13 protein-coding genes and 1 pseudogene are annotated in these 13,369 nt (G+C 45.0%); 3 read left to right on the top strand and 11 right to left on the bottom strand.

Going from position 1 to position 13,369, the window contains the following annotated elements; translation table 11 throughout:
* Nucleotides 1-4 precede the first annotated feature (4 nt).
* The 6 genes from AB1L08_RS10320 to AB1L08_RS10295 all read right to left on the bottom strand — a co-directional run bounded on the left by AB1L08_RS10320 (nt 5) and on the right by AB1L08_RS10295 (nt 4,154).
* On the bottom strand, nt 5-715 hold the full coding sequence (locus AB1L08_RS10320) for an ABC transporter ATP-binding protein (RefSeq protein WP_413064570.1): 711 nt from the start codon (nt 713-715) through the stop codon (nt 5-7).
* Nucleotides 705-1,085, bottom strand: coding sequence for a GntR family transcriptional regulator (locus AB1L08_RS10315; protein ID WP_413064569.1), 381 nt, complete (start codon nt 1,083-1,085; stop codon nt 705-707). The genes AB1L08_RS10320 and AB1L08_RS10315 overlap by 11 nt, the downstream gene beginning before the upstream one ends.
* 2 nt (nt 1,086-1,087) lie before the next feature.
* Nucleotides 1,088-1,873, bottom strand: a complete 786-nt coding sequence (locus AB1L08_RS10310) for a hypothetical protein (protein ID WP_413064568.1) — start codon at nt 1,871-1,873, stop codon at nt 1,088-1,090.
* A gap of 408 nt (nt 1,874-2,281) precedes the next feature.
* Nucleotides 2,282-2,860, bottom strand: coding sequence for a DNA-3-methyladenine glycosylase (locus AB1L08_RS10305; RefSeq protein ID WP_413064600.1), 579 nt, complete (start codon nt 2,858-2,860; stop codon nt 2,282-2,284).
* Between the two features lie 33 nt (nt 2,861-2,893).
* The gene (locus AB1L08_RS10300) at nt 2,894-3,166 is read right to left on the bottom strand and encodes a hypothetical protein (RefSeq protein ID WP_413064567.1); all 273 of its coding nucleotides are present in this window, start codon (nt 3,164-3,166) and stop codon (nt 2,894-2,896) included.
* A gap of 28 nt (nt 3,167-3,194) precedes the next feature.
* Nucleotides 3,195-4,154, bottom strand: a complete 960-nt coding sequence (locus AB1L08_RS10295) for an alpha/beta hydrolase (RefSeq protein ID WP_413064566.1) — start codon at nt 4,152-4,154, stop codon at nt 3,195-3,197.
* A gap of 190 nt (nt 4,155-4,344) precedes the next feature.
* Here AB1L08_RS10295 and AB1L08_RS10290 point away from each other — a divergent pair, with 190 nt between their 5' ends.
* The 3 genes from AB1L08_RS10290 to thrB are packed head-to-tail and all read left to right on the top strand — an operon-like array spanning nt 4,345 to nt 7,618.
* Nucleotides 4,345-5,646, top strand: a complete 1,302-nt coding sequence (locus tag AB1L08_RS10290) for a homoserine dehydrogenase (protein ID WP_413064565.1) — start codon at nt 4,345-4,347, stop codon at nt 5,644-5,646.
* Complete coding sequence (thrC, locus tag AB1L08_RS10285) at nt 5,643-6,704, top strand: threonine synthase (protein ID WP_413064564.1); 1,062 nt, start codon at nt 5,643-5,645, stop codon at nt 6,702-6,704. The genes AB1L08_RS10290 and thrC overlap by 4 nt, the downstream gene beginning before the upstream one ends.
* On the top strand, nt 6,701-7,618 hold the full coding sequence (gene thrB / locus AB1L08_RS10280; protein ID WP_413064563.1) for a homoserine kinase: 918 nt from the start codon (nt 6,701-6,703) through the stop codon (nt 7,616-7,618). The genes thrC and thrB overlap by 4 nt, the downstream gene beginning before the upstream one ends.
* A 123-nt stretch (nt 7,619-7,741) precedes the next feature.
* Here the strand turns inward: thrB and AB1L08_RS10275 are convergent, their stop codons facing one another.
* The 5 genes and pseudogenes from AB1L08_RS10275 to AB1L08_RS10255 all read right to left on the bottom strand — a co-directional run bounded on the left by AB1L08_RS10275 (nt 7,742) and on the right by AB1L08_RS10255 (nt 13,278).
* The gene (locus tag AB1L08_RS10275; RefSeq protein ID WP_413064562.1) at nt 7,742-8,482 is read right to left on the bottom strand and encodes a FixH family protein; all 741 of its coding nucleotides are present in this window, start codon (nt 8,480-8,482) and stop codon (nt 7,742-7,744) included.
* Between the two features lie 99 nt (nt 8,483-8,581).
* The gene (locus tag AB1L08_RS10270; RefSeq protein ID WP_413064561.1) at nt 8,582-9,964 is read right to left on the bottom strand and encodes a sensor histidine kinase; all 1,383 of its coding nucleotides are present in this window, start codon (nt 9,962-9,964) and stop codon (nt 8,582-8,584) included.
* Complete coding sequence (locus AB1L08_RS10265) at nt 9,961-10,638, bottom strand: response regulator transcription factor (RefSeq protein WP_413064560.1); 678 nt, start codon at nt 10,636-10,638, stop codon at nt 9,961-9,963. The genes AB1L08_RS10270 and AB1L08_RS10265 overlap by 4 nt, the downstream gene beginning before the upstream one ends.
* The gene (locus AB1L08_RS10260) at nt 10,638-11,600 is read right to left on the bottom strand and encodes a YncE family protein (protein WP_413064559.1); all 963 of its coding nucleotides are present in this window, start codon (nt 11,598-11,600) and stop codon (nt 10,638-10,640) included. Before AB1L08_RS10260 ends, AB1L08_RS10265 begins: the two co-directional genes overlap by 1 nt.
* Before the next feature lie 215 nt (nt 11,601-11,815).
* Nucleotides 11,816-13,278: pseudogene (locus tag AB1L08_RS10255) on the bottom strand (alanine/glycine:cation symporter family protein).
* Nucleotides 13,279-13,369 lie beyond the last annotated feature (91 nt).

Here is a 13,369-nt window from a genome sequence, read left to right as displayed (position 1 = left end):
TGCATTACACACCCTTTCCCTGTTTTTCCATTGTTGATTTAAACCACTCCAACACAGATAAACCTTGTTTTTCCCGAAGGGATTCTACATTTTCCCGGCCGATAATATCTCCGTTATAGATAGCGACGACTTCATCCATGAGCGGTTCGATCTCGTCAATTTCGTGGGTGGCGATGATGACGGTCTGTTTTTCAAAATGAATGTAGGTCAGCAGACTTTTGACAATCGAATCTCTCACCATCGGATCAAGGCCGGAAAACGGTTCATCAAGCAGCACTACCGGAACGTCCCTCGCCAATGTGAGAACCAGCTTCAACCTTCCCCTGTTCCCTTTGGAAAGCTGCTTGATTTTTTTATGTTCCGGCAGCCCCATTTCTTTCAAAAGCTGAAATGCTTTTTCCTTGTCAAAATCGGGAAATTGAGAGTCGTAGAAATCGATCATTTTCCCTGTGGTAAAAGAATCGTAGAACATATCAAGTTCCGTCAGGTACGCAACTTTTTTGCTGATCCTTCTAGTGACCTTCTCTTGTAACACCGTCACTGTTCCGCTGTTCGGATAGACAAGGCCCGTGATCAATTTCAATGTGGTGGACTTTCCGCTGCCGTTCGGGCCGAGCAGCCCGTAAATTTTGCCAGGTTCAAAATGCAATGTGACATTGTTCAACGCTTTTTCCGAACCGTATTTTTTCGTTACACCGTTCAGTTCAATTGTCACTTTGGTCACCCTCTTCCAAGAAATTTTTCAATCCGCTCACCATTTGCTGTTTCGTAAATCCCAATTCTTCCATGCTTTTTACAAATTGGCCGATCACTTCCATTTGCATGGAGTGCTTCAATTCATCCACGATGCTTTCTCTCTCGATGACAAATGTTCCTTGCCCGCGCTTTGTCTCCACAACACCCATCCTTTCCATTTCCGTATACGCCCTTTGAATCGTATTTGGGTTGACACCCGACTGTACAGCCATTTCCCTTACGGAGGGCAGTTTTTCTCCAGGCTTGATCTCACCGCGAATGATTCTTTGAAAAATCTTTTCCGTAATTTGTATATAAATCGGCTTTGATGCTTCAAAGTCTTTAGACATTTTTACACCTCGACTTTCCTGTCAAGCAGCCAACTGGATAGGAGGAAAACGATGATGGACACTATGACGTACAATGTGATTGTCATAATCGGGACAGAAGCATCGGTGTACAAGATATGCCAGCCGTCTTTCACTTCATAATCCATCTTAGGCGCAATATTTACGTTAATGCTGAAAGAGAACAACTCATCTTTAAAAAGTTTTGTTTTAACAAGGAAAAATTCCAGCAAATTGTATGCAAACCAAACAAGAATGACTGCAAGCCAGCGGAACTTTCGAATAGCCGGATATTTTCCAAGTGAATGGTATACCGTCCAAAGGAAAATAACCCAGACTGATATATACATCGATATTCCAAAAATCCCCATCTGCATATAAAAGCCCTGTTGAAAAGGGAGCAAATCGCTGAAGCGGTCAATCAATCCTTGATTTTGCAACACCTTCATGACAAAAAGGGCATATAAAGAGATGAAGATTTGCGCAACCATCTGAATTATTGCTGCTGTACTGATTTTCGATAACAATAATTTTATACTGCTTTGAGTGTTGTAGAGCCAGAGCTGTGTTTTCCCTTCAAGATTAAGAATATAAAGCAGCGAGATCGGTGCAAGAAACACATGAAAACCGGCCATCGTTACAAGAAAAGGGACAGATATGTTCGGCTCCGCTGTATACACGGAGAGCGCATATATTCCTATCATCCCAAGAAACATGAACGCAAGCCAAATCATGTACCAAAATTTCATTAGGCCTAAATCTTTTTTCAGCAATCCAATAAAAGCAGTCATGTTTTACCTCCAGCTTTGTATTAGTGTATTAATAATATAGTACACTAATACAAACATACATGTCAAACCCATTTTTGAAAAAGATGGTTGAAGATGAATTGTGCGCGGTCCTCCGTTGCATTCAGCTGCAATAAAGAAAACATTGGATACCAGGCAGATCGGAAAAGTAACAAATTCTGCTATTATCCGTTATGCTATTGATCAGATGTATCAAACCTGAAAGAAAAAGGAAGTGGAAAGTAGCCTAGATTGGAAAGCGCAGGGGGGACACTATTGTAGGAGAAACGGCGCCGGAAGTCATTCAACGTTGGTTGGATAAAATACATACAATTATTTAAAAAGATGAAGTTTATCTTAATACAGTTCATAAAAAAAGAACCTTCGAAAAGAAAGTTCTTGCCACAAGAATTATTTTGATACATATGGATTTCCCTTCATCCAAAAACGCCATGGATAATCGCGCGCCTCACCCGAATTGTGGATGCCGATTCTTGTTCCTTGTTCAATTTCGGCCGGAGACTTGCCTTCACTAATATATAGCGGCGGCTCATAAAGCTTCCGGCCGTAGTCCTCCATTGTGATCCCCATGGCCTTTGTCAATTTGCCGGGACCGTTTGTCAAGTTCTTCATTTGATCGACTGGGCGTCTCTTTTTCATCAAATCAATGCCTGCAAAAGGCTCCAATGCCCTGATCAATACGGCTTCGGGCTCATCAATGCCTGCACTGACCACATTGATCAGACAATGCGTGTGCATCGTGTATGTGTACACACGTCCTGCCTGGCCAAACATGATTTCCGTACGCTTCGTCCGTCTGTTGCCATAGCTGTGCGCCGCACGGTCATGCGGGCCTTTATAGGCTTCTGTCTCCACGATATAACCGGCAGACAGCCCTTCTTTAGTCTCCTTTACAAGAAGGCAGCCCAAAAGCGACCGGGCCAGTTGAAGCGTTGGTTGTTGAAAAAATTGTTTGTTCACGGGTTCCATTGAAATGTTTTCACTCACTGTTACTACACCCAATCATTCATCTAGTTCTTCAAGCGATACTTCTTTTACTTTCTTTACTTTATTTTGATCCGGATCATACTCATATATTTGCAAATGCCCATAATCCAGGACGCCAAAGCGGCCGTCTCCCAGCTGAACAACATGTTCCTGTGTGACACTCACTTCATTATCCTCGTAAGGAAAGTCGACATCAACATCCGACCTTCCCGCAGTAAACAGGGTAACAATCACCAAAAAAATCAATGCAATCCGTATTCTTCTTAGTTCCTTTGCCTGTTCCTCCAAAATGTTCACTCATTTCTCAGAATCATTTTTATTGTTGCAGCACCCCATCAAAAAAAGTACTCACCTTTTCTACATATTCCTCTGAATATTGTTCAAAAGATTTGACATGGCCGTCTCCTTCTGTGAGCCAAAACGAAAATGCTTCAGGGTGCTTTTTGTACATTTTTTCACTTTCCGTGTAGGGAATGGAATCATCCCCTTTATTGTGGATAAATAATACGGGACGCGGAGCGACATTATCCAACACGCTGATCGGGCTGGCTCCCTTCAAATCAATGTCTGCCATCATGGGAATAATATTCAGGATCAGCGGTGTAAAAGGAAAATTCGGCAAGTCGGTCCAGACCGGCATATTTTGTTGCAAGTAATCATGCAAATCACTGAACGGGCTGTCTGCAACGACTGCAGCCACATCCTCCGATTCTGCTGCCGCCAGTATCGATGTAGACGCCCCCATCGATATTCCCAAAAGACCGATCGGCTCGTCATAATGGGCGGCTGTCCAATCAATTGCCCCCAGCAGATCGAGCTTTTCTTTAACGCCGACGGTCGTCATGTCCCCTTCCGATTCTCCGGCATATCGGAAATCAAACATCACAATCCGGTATCCTTTTGCGAGCAAATTGTTGGCCAGCGGCATAAACGGAATATTCTCTTCGTAACGGTTACCTTTATAGCCGTGGGCAAAAATAACGTTCATTTTGGCCGGAACGGGAGGCTCAAGCACCCAGCCCGCCAGTTTCGTTTTCGCATCATTGCTGTAGAATTCGATATCCTGATAATCCATTTCATAATCACTTGGTGATATATCTATCGGCTTTTTGGCCGGCTTTGTTAAATTGGTGCCGACATATATTGAAATGGCAATACAGGCGGCGGCAATCAATAATAGCAAGACTGCCAGGGTACTGTAGACAAGTTTTTTTCTGCTCCATTTCTTCGGGCCCCCGTTGATCGCCGTCTCTCTGTTAATTTCAGTTGGTCCCATGGGACTCCCCCTTTTGCTTCGTTCTTCCCATTATATTTCTAGAAGAACTATGGAATTCCTCTTTTGGATATGACACAATATGTTCATTTTACAGCAAAAACAGGTTTAAAAAACCCTTGACTTTTTACCTTTAAATGTCTACTATATAAAAACAAATGTTTTTTACAGACACACAGAAAGGTGAGGAAAAATGAAAGACTATGTATCTATCGGATTATTGGGTTTGGGAACGGTTGGTTCCGGAGTTGTCCAGCTCATTCAAAATCATCAGGAAGAGCTGCAGCATCAAGTAGGATGTGAAGTAAGAGTAAAAAGCATTCTCGTAAGAAACACTGAAAAAGAACGGGATATTCAAATCGGGCAAACATTCCTCACCTCCAACCCGGATGATGTACTGCAAGACCCCGACATCGATCTTGTTGTGGAAGTAATCGGCGGTATCGAAGAGACACGGAAACATATTATGAAGGCCATCCAGGCGAAAAAACATGTAGTTACGGCCAATAAAGATTTAATCGCTCTTTACGGTCCGGAATTGCTGGAAGCGGCAGCGCAAAATCAGGTTGACCTGTTTTACGAAGCGAGTGTCGGCGGAGGCATCCCGATTTTAAGAGGATTATCGGAAGGCCTTGTATCGGATCGTTTGAAAAAAGTGATGGGCATTGTCAATGGCACGACGAATTACATATTGACAAAAATGGACGAAGAAGGCCAGTCATATGAAACAGCCCTGAAAAAAGCGCAAGAACTGGGATTTGCAGAAGCGGATCCTACAGCCGATGTGGAAGGTTTGGACGCCGCCAGAAAAATGGCCATCTTGGCGAGACTTGCATTCTCAACGAATGTTTCCCTTGATGATGTGGAAGTAGAAGGAATCAGCAGCCTTTCATTGGAAGACTTGCATTATGGCCAAAAATTGGGATATACGATGAAGCTGATCGGGATGGCGCAAATTGACGATAAAAAAGTGGAAGTCACTGTCCAGCCGACTTTCCTGGCAAAAAACCACCCGTTAGCCTCTGTCAAGAATGAATATAATGCCATTTACGTCAAAGGAGAAGCGGTCGGGGAAACGATGTTCTACGGGCCTGGTGCAGGCAGTTTGCCAACAGCCACTGCAGTGATGGCCGACGTTGTAGCGGTCATCAAAAACATGAGACTTGGCGTAAATGGAAAAAGCGTTGTAGCGCCCAGGTTTAAAAGTGTGCTAAAATCACCTCAGGAGCGGTATGGACAGTTTTATTTCCGCCTCCATTTAGCGGATGAAGTAGGGGCATTTTCCAATATCACAACCCTGTTCAACGAATTGGGCATCAGTTTTGAGAAAATCTTACAAACACCGCTCAATAAAGGAGAATTGGCAGAAATTATCATTGTTACCCATACCGTTTCATTGGAAAACTTCCAGAAAGCACTGATGAAATTGAGGGATCTCCCCGTTGTAAAAGATGTCATCAGTTACTATCGAGTAGAGGGGAATGGAACACAATGAATTGGCCGGGCCTGATTAAACAATATCAATCCTACTTGCCTGTTACAGATCAAACACCAGCGCTTACGCTTCAGGAAGGCAATACGCCTTTAGTGCATCTGGCCCATTTATCAGAGCAATTGGGAATCGAACTGTATGGAAAAATAGAAGGTGCCAATCCGACCGGATCTTTTAAAGACCGCGGAATGGTCATGGCAGTTGCCAAAGCCGTGGAAGATGGCAGCAAATCGATCATTTGTGCATCCACGGGCAATACATCAGCTGCCGCAGCAGCATATGCAGCGAAAGCCGGCATCAGGGCAATCATCGTGATCCCGAACGGGAAAGTGGCACTCGGGAAGCTTGCGCAGGCAATAATGTATGGTGCCGAAATCGTTGAAATCGAGGGAAACTTCGACGAAGCCTTGCACATTGTCCGAACTGTGAGTGAATCAGCACCGGTGACGCTCGTTAACTCCGTGAATCCGTACCGGATTGAAGGACAAAAAACGGCGGCATTTGAAATTTGCGACCAGCTTGGATCCGCTCCCGACATTTTGGCCATCCCGGTTGGAAATGCCGGAAATATAAGCGCATATTGGAAAGGTTTCAAGGAATATAACGAAGCAAAGCAAACCGGACTTCCGACAATGTTCGGCTTCGAAGCGGAAGGCGCGGCAGCCATCGTTCAAAACAGGGTGATCACCGATCCGGAAACCGTGGCAACGGCCATCCGCATCGGAAATCCTGCAAGCTGGAACCTTGCCGTTGCAGCACGTGATGAATCCGGCGGAATAATCGAGTCCGTTTCGGATGCCGAAATTTTGGAAGCATTTCAGCTTCTTCCGAAATTGGAAGGTGTATTTGCAGAACCAGGTTCTTGCGCCTCCATTGCCGGCGTGATCCAGCAAGTGAAAAACGGCCAAATTGAAAAAGGAAGCAAAGTCGCAGCAGTATTAACCGGAAACGGATTAAAAGATCCGCAGACGGCCATTTCGCAAATCGAATATGATCCTGTAGTCTTGCCGAATGATGAAGAAGTGATCATTGACTATATTAAAGGCGTGGTTAAAGCATGAACTGTTTGACCATTACGGTCCCAGCCAGCTCTGCCAATATCGGACCCGGATTTGATTCCGCAGGAATGGCATTGAACCGTTATTTGACACTGCACGTTACACCGAATGAAGAGTGGTTATTTGAGCACCGTTCTGTGCATCTTCCGCAGGCTCCTTCTGCGGAAGATCATTTTATTTTTAACATTGCCGGGAAGCTGGCTGGCGAATACCGCGCCTTGCTTCCTCCATGCAAAATCATGGTGGAAAGTGACATTCCTCTGGCACGCGGCATGGGGAGCAGCGCTTCGGCAGTCGTTGCAGGCATTGAACTGGCCAACCAGCTTTGCAAACTGGATTTAAACGAGCAGGAAAAACTGCAGTGGGCTGCCAAATTGGAAGGGCATCCCGACAATGTGGCGGCTGCCTTGCTGGGCGGGCTCGTCATCACGGCAACGCCTTCTGATGAACATATCGAATATTTTCAAGCTGCCAATATTGACCTGGATCTCGTATTATACATCCCGGGCTTTGAGTTAAAAACGGAAGCAGCAAGAAAAGTATTGCCGGAACAATTTTCACGAAGCTGTGCGGCTTCCGCGAGCAGTATCGGCAACATGATGGTGGCCGGCCTCCTGTCAGGGGATTATGAGCTGGCAGGACGCATGATGGAAGCGGATTTATTCCATGAACCGTACCGTGCTTCCCTTATTCCGAATTACGCCGAGATCCGCCGCGAGGCGAAACAGCTCGGGGCATACGGAACCGTCATCAGCGGCGCAGGCCCAACGATGATCTCCTTTGCTCCTAAAGGAGTCGGACAAACGATCGTGAACCATTTACAAACGATGCTTCCCGACTACTCCGTCCAGTTGGTGAAATTGGATGTTCAGGGACTCCGCGTCAACTATCACGTTGAAAATTCCGTGTGCAATTAAATGGGATTGTAAGGCGATTGGCACGAAATTCAAAAAATATGTACGAGTTCCGAATGATTTGCACGAATTCACGAATCCCAATATAAGCAGAAAAAACCCGGGCGCGATCCGCCCGGGTTCTGTTTATTTTACTTCCAATTCATGTTTTTCGTGTTCATGTAAACCGCCTTCACCTTCCACATGGATCTGTACCGTATATTTTCCTTCTTCTTTAAAGGAGTAGATTCCACTGTATTCGCCGGATTTTACTTCCTCTGCATCAACCCAGTCGTGCTGATCGGAGGTTTTTTCATGCCATAATTCAAAGCGGACGCGCGCTTTTTCCAATGGTTTTCCCCCATTTTCCAAATGGACTGTCAGACTGGACTCTTTCCCTTTGTGCAAATCATCCGGCTTCATAAAGTGCATGCTGAATTCGTCGGAATGGGCATGTTCCCCATGTTCATGTTCATCCGCAGCCCCCTCACCAACGGTTATCGACTTTTTCGGCATGTTGTGCATGCCGCGGGCGGTTACGTGAACCTGTACGGTAAACTCCCCGTCTCTGTCAAATGCTTTTTCCATCTCATAAGTGCCATCTTCGTTGTTTTTCGCTTCAATCATTTCTCCCTCATCTTTTTTTCCTTCTTCCCATATCTCAAATTCCACCTCATCAGCATCTTTTACTTTTTCATCACCTTGCGTGACCAAAGCTGTAAAGACCACTTTTTCATTGACATCCGCAGTATCAGGGCCTTCAAGCTGTACCTCAAGCATATCGGGAACCTCGTCGTTTGTTCCGCCGCTCTCATTTTGGGCGTTTCCGCACGCCCCCAATAATCCAATGGCAAAAGCCCATACTAAAAACGATCGTTTCTTTTTCAATTGATTTACCCCCAACTCCATTGTACTTGCCACAAACCCAATGTAACACCATTATGTGTAAACGATGTGAAATCTGCGTTACCAAATATAGAAATTTGGTTATACGAGCGGCAGCCTGATCGAAACGGAAGTGCCTTTTCCAACCTCGCTAGCAATCACCATCGTTCCTCCATGCAGCTTCGCCAGCCTGTCTACAATTGCCAGCCCCAGCCCCGTACCGCCCTGCTTGCGCGTTCTCGCTTTATCAACGCGATAAAAGCGCTCCGTTATTTTGGCCAAATCCGCCTCGGGAATTCCCTGTCCCGTATCGGAGATTGTAATGACAGCGAAGCTGCTGTCCTCCATTGCAAGCGAAACGCTTATTTTCCCTCCGGTATCAGTATAGTTGATGGCATTATCCAATACATTCATCAACATTTGGATGAGCCGCTCTTCGTCGGCTTCCACAATTAATTCGTAATTGAGGAAACGTTCCAGTTCGATCCCTTTTTCGGCCATTCTGTGTTTGACTTTGTTGATTGACTCCTCAACCGTTTGTGCAAGTGGAATCGGCGCCATCTTTAAAGAAAACTCCCGTGATTCAAACTTGGCAAGGTCAAGCAAATCATCCACAAGGCGTTCCATCCTGTTCGTTTCCCGCCAAATAATGTTTTCATATTGTTCTATGTCTTCTTTTTTTGCAACACCTGTTTGGATCGCTTCCATGTATCCTTTCATATAACTGAGCGGCGTGCGCAGCTCGTGTGAGACATTGGCCAAAAATTCCTTCCTCCGCTCATCTTCTTTTTGAACGGACTCGGCCATTTCATTGAACGTTTTGGCAAGCTGGCCAATCTCATCATCATGGTAATTGGCTACCCTTACAGCCAAATTGCCGGAAGACAGCTCCCGTGCCGCATTTTTCATTTCGATTAATGGTTTTACCGTTTTTTTCAGCCATTTATTCCCCAAAGTAAGGGCAACGAGCAAAAACAGGAATGCCCCCACTAGCCAATAAGCCGAATATCGCAAAGTCATTTCACTTAAATTTTCCAACGGATAATACAAATAAATAATGCCTTCAAGCCTTTTGCCGTCAAGCAGCGGAACGGCGACCGAAATGACATCCCTGCCAAGCCGCTTCACGTGGCCTTTTTTATAAACAGGTGAACCCGTTAACAGTTTTTCCCGGTCCTCCCCACTGATCAAAGCGTTGTAATCTATTTCAAAGGGCAGGCACATGCTTAACTCGCGCGGATTTTTCACAGCAAAAACTTCAAATTGTGATTTTTCCCCGAATCCGTTGATTTCGTTAATCAATGAGTCCCGTACGGCGCCCCCTTCATATGAAAGAGCGAGCCGTTTTCCGGTTTGAAGCATATCTGTTTTCAAATTTTTAACATATAACCCTTCATATAACATATACGAAAATAAAGAAGCATAAACAATGGAAACCAGAAAGGCTATTAATAGGGCAAAGGATAGTTTTCGGGATAAGCTCATCTGGGTACCTCGAATTTGTAGCCGTATCCCCATACCGTTTGAATGCAGCGCCCTGCATCTTCTCCAACCTTCATCCGGAGGGTTTTAATATGGGTATCAACCGTTCTCGGGCCTCCCTGGTAAGACAGATCCCACACCCGATCGAGCAGGGCTTCCCTTGAAAATACCTTTCCCGGTTCGCTCATCATCACTTTTAAAAGCTCAAATTCCTTGAATGTCAGCTCTACCTCCCGGCCTGACACCTTGAGCTTTCTCCTTTCCACATCCAGCAAATAGCTCCCCATTCCGATCTTCGGCTCATTATTTTTCTGATATGAAGTTCTTCTTAAAACAGCTTCAATTCTTGCAACAAGCTCACCGGGAGAAAAAGGCTTCACCATATAATCATCCCCGCCAAGCTTCAGGCCTTTTACCTTGTCCCATTCTTCCCCTTTTGCCGATAAAAAAATAATGGGGATCTCGCTCTTTTCGCGAAGCTCCCGGCAAATCTCAAAACCGTCTTTGTCGGGAAGCATGATATCGAGCAAAATGAGATCGATGTTTTCCTTGGATAAACAACTGTACAGTTCCTCGTATCCTTCCGCTTCGGAAGTCTTATAGCCGGAATTTTGCAAGTACATTGAAATCAAATGTCTCATATCTTCTTCATCGTCAACAATCAGAACATGTACCATTATTCCACCTTCTCGCGAGTAAAAATAATGAATGGACCTTTTCCCACCTTGGTTTTGCCCTCAATCTCAAGTGTCTCGGGGTCAACCCAATAAACTTCGTCACTGTCAAAACCGGCAATGACTAATTTTCCGGCAAAGAAATCGATCGCAAACGGATTTACCCCTACTTCCGTTTGGCCGCTGAGCTTTTTGTTGAAATCAAAGCGGTACAGCCTATTCGTTCCATGGCTCAGTGCATACAATCCGTATTGGTTTTCATGAAAATCAACAGGCATCAGCGGAGCGGGAATCTTCTCCTTCAATTCATGTGTCTTTAAGGAATAGACGGCAATGGAAGATTGCGGCTTCGTACCTTCACCATGACCACCAATCCATAGCTCATCATCCTTGTGCCGGAGCAGCATGCCGGTGCTTGATGCCGGAATGGGAATCTCCTTCTCGATTGAATAATCGTCTGCATTGATGAAAGCCAGTGTTTTTCCTTTAAAAGAGGCAACATATATATGCCGGCCATCCGCTTCCATTTCAAGCGGATAGGGCTTTGTTTTAACACGCTTGATTTCTTTGCCGTCCTGATCAAAAAAACGGACTTCGTTTCTTTCCTTGTCAGCGAAGGCAAAATCCGAGTTGTGTTCTAAATAGATTCCGTTCACAATTCCTTTTCCAGTCTTAAATGAGTGCTGGCGCTTTCCCGTTTTCAACGAATAGAAATCGACTGCTTCAAGCTCCGGCCCGAATAATAATAACGTATCTCCGTCAGGCAAAAGTTTTGCACCCGTGTATGTTTTGTCCAGTTCCCAGCGGGCAAACCTATTTCCGTTTTGATCTAAAAAATGTATGCTAAAGTCCCGTACATTTAACGTTGCAGCAAAATCTTGATCTTCCTTTACAGGTTCAAAATTTTTCTCCTGGCATCCTGTCAGGAAGATCAGCAATATAAAAAGAAGATGGACCTTCTTCACTCTCTCACCTTCTGTCGTAAAAACATTTTCATCTCATTTTAGCATAACGCAAAATTGTGATGTTTTAATGAAGTTCACATGAAATTTCAGGGTCGAATTAAACAGCAATCACAATTTTTCTTTTTTATAAGATCCCTGTTCCTTTTATCCAAAAATGAAAGTTCGCTGGCAAAAAAAAAAGAACTGCCAGGCTGTTCAAACAGCCTGGCAGCATCTTAACTGACATCTCTTTTCTTAAAGTCGTCGCTCTCCCAGAAGTCGGCGTTTTTAATGCCTACCTTCTTGGGGTCAAAGACAGGGTCTATTCCTTGTTTTTTCTGCTCCTCGTAGTCTTTCAAAGCGATCATGGCGGGTTTATACATAATCAGGATGGCTATCATGTTCAGCCAGCACATGAGGCCAAGCCCGATATCCCCCAGATCCCAGGCCACTTTGGCCGTCCTGATACAACCGTAAAAAGAAGCTGCCAGCAAAACGATTTTTACGAAAAACATCGCAATTTTTCCGTTCCTTCCCCTCGTTAAATAAGCGATGTTTGTCTCGGCAATGCAATATAGTAGTAGGCCATAATGGTCGTAAACGCGAAGAAAAAGAGTGAAATGGCAACAAAGCCTGACCCGAAACCCGGCAGTACAGTCTCTACGGCTGCCTGTGTATAACCCGGTCCCGGCTCCATATCACCAAGGCGCTTGACAATATAGGAATTGTCCGGCCGAACCGTATTGTACATCCCTGTAATAATAATCATAAAAGCGGTAGCAGAACAAACAACAATCGTATCAATATAAACGGAAAAAGCCTGGACGATCCCCTGTTTGGCAGGATGTGATACTTCGGCCGCACCGGCAGCGTGAGCGCCGGAACCCTGGCCGGCTTCGTTGGAATATATCCCCCTTTTTACTCCCCAGGAGACCGCCATTCCAAGTATGCCACCGAAGGCGGAATCAAGCCCAAAAGCACTTTTGAATATTAAGGCTATGACAGCTGGCAATTCCGTAATGTTAAAGGCGATAACAATGAATGAAACAAGTACGTAGCCAATGGCCATAAAAGGGACAACCAATTGTGCGGTTGCAGCAATTCTTTTGATGCCCCCAAAGATGATAAAGCCCAATAGTAACACAATAAAAATACCGGTTATAAGAGTATTGATCCCAAAAGAGTTATGAAGGGCACTTGCAATGGAGTTTGCCTGTACCCCCGGCATCAGAAACGCCATCGCCACAGCGGTTGCAACTGCAAAAATCACTGCATACCACTTTTGCCCCATCCCCTTTTCAATATAGTAGGAAGGACCTCCGCGATATTCCCCGTCCTGCTTTACTTTATAAATTTGGGCCAGGGTCGATTCTACATAAGCCGTACTGGCACCAAGAAATGCAATCGCCCACATCCAAAAGACCGCACCCGGCCCCCCGAAAGCAATTGCCGTGGCTGTTCCGGCAATATTTCCTGTCCCGACACGTCCAGAAAGCGCAACCGACAAAGCCTGGAAAGATGATATTCCGGCTTCTGAACTTTTTCCGGAGAATAATAGCTTAAACATATCCTTTATAAGACGAAGTTGCATGAAACGGGTCATGATGGAAAATAAGACACCAATTCCAATGGCAAGGTAAATCATGGGAGAACTCCACAATACGCCATTCAGCCATTCAACGAATTGTACCACTCGCATTCCTCCTCTTCTTTATATAGACTCTCGGCATTCGCCGAGTTAGATGGGTCAAAGGATCTCTTGACCCAACTGTTTGATTCCCCTCCTACTT

This window comes from Siminovitchia jepli (genome assembly GCF_047228825.1).
Taxonomy (GTDB): domain Bacteria; phylum Bacillota; class Bacilli; order Bacillales; family Bacillaceae_C; genus Siminovitchia.
Note: the sequence above shows the minus strand (reverse complement) of the source record. Positions and strands in the feature narration are given on the sequence as shown.

Bases quoted from the DNA above. Each gene is read 5' to 3' on its own strand.
- AB1L08_RS10305 (WP_413064600.1), bottom strand. From the start codon at position 2,860: ATGGAACCCGTGAACAAACAATTTTTTCAACAACCAACGCTTCAACTG.
- thrB (WP_413064563.1), top strand. From the start codon at position 6,701: ATGAACTGTTTGACCATTACGGTCCCAGCCAGCTCTGCCAATATCGGA.
- AB1L08_RS10270 (WP_413064561.1), bottom strand. From the start codon at position 9,964: ATGAGCTTATCCCGAAAACTATCCTTTGCCCTATTAATAGCCTTTCTG.
- AB1L08_RS10315 (WP_413064569.1), bottom strand. From the start codon at position 1,085: ATGTCTAAAGACTTTGAAGCATCAAAGCCGATTTATATACAAATTACG.
- AB1L08_RS10265 (WP_413064560.1), bottom strand. From the start codon at position 10,638: ATGGTACATGTTCTGATTGTTGACGATGAAGAAGATATGAGACATTTG.
- thrC (WP_413064564.1), top strand. From the start codon at position 5,643: ATGAATTGGCCGGGCCTGATTAAACAATATCAATCCTACTTGCCTGTT.
- AB1L08_RS10295 (WP_413064566.1), bottom strand. From the start codon at position 4,154: ATGGGACCAACTGAAATTAACAGAGAGACGGCGATCAACGGGGGCCCG.
- AB1L08_RS10290 (WP_413064565.1), top strand. From the start codon at position 4,345: ATGAAAGACTATGTATCTATCGGATTATTGGGTTTGGGAACGGTTGGT.
- AB1L08_RS10310 (WP_413064568.1), bottom strand. From the start codon at position 1,873: ATGACTGCTTTTATTGGATTGCTGAAAAAAGATTTAGGCCTAATGAAA.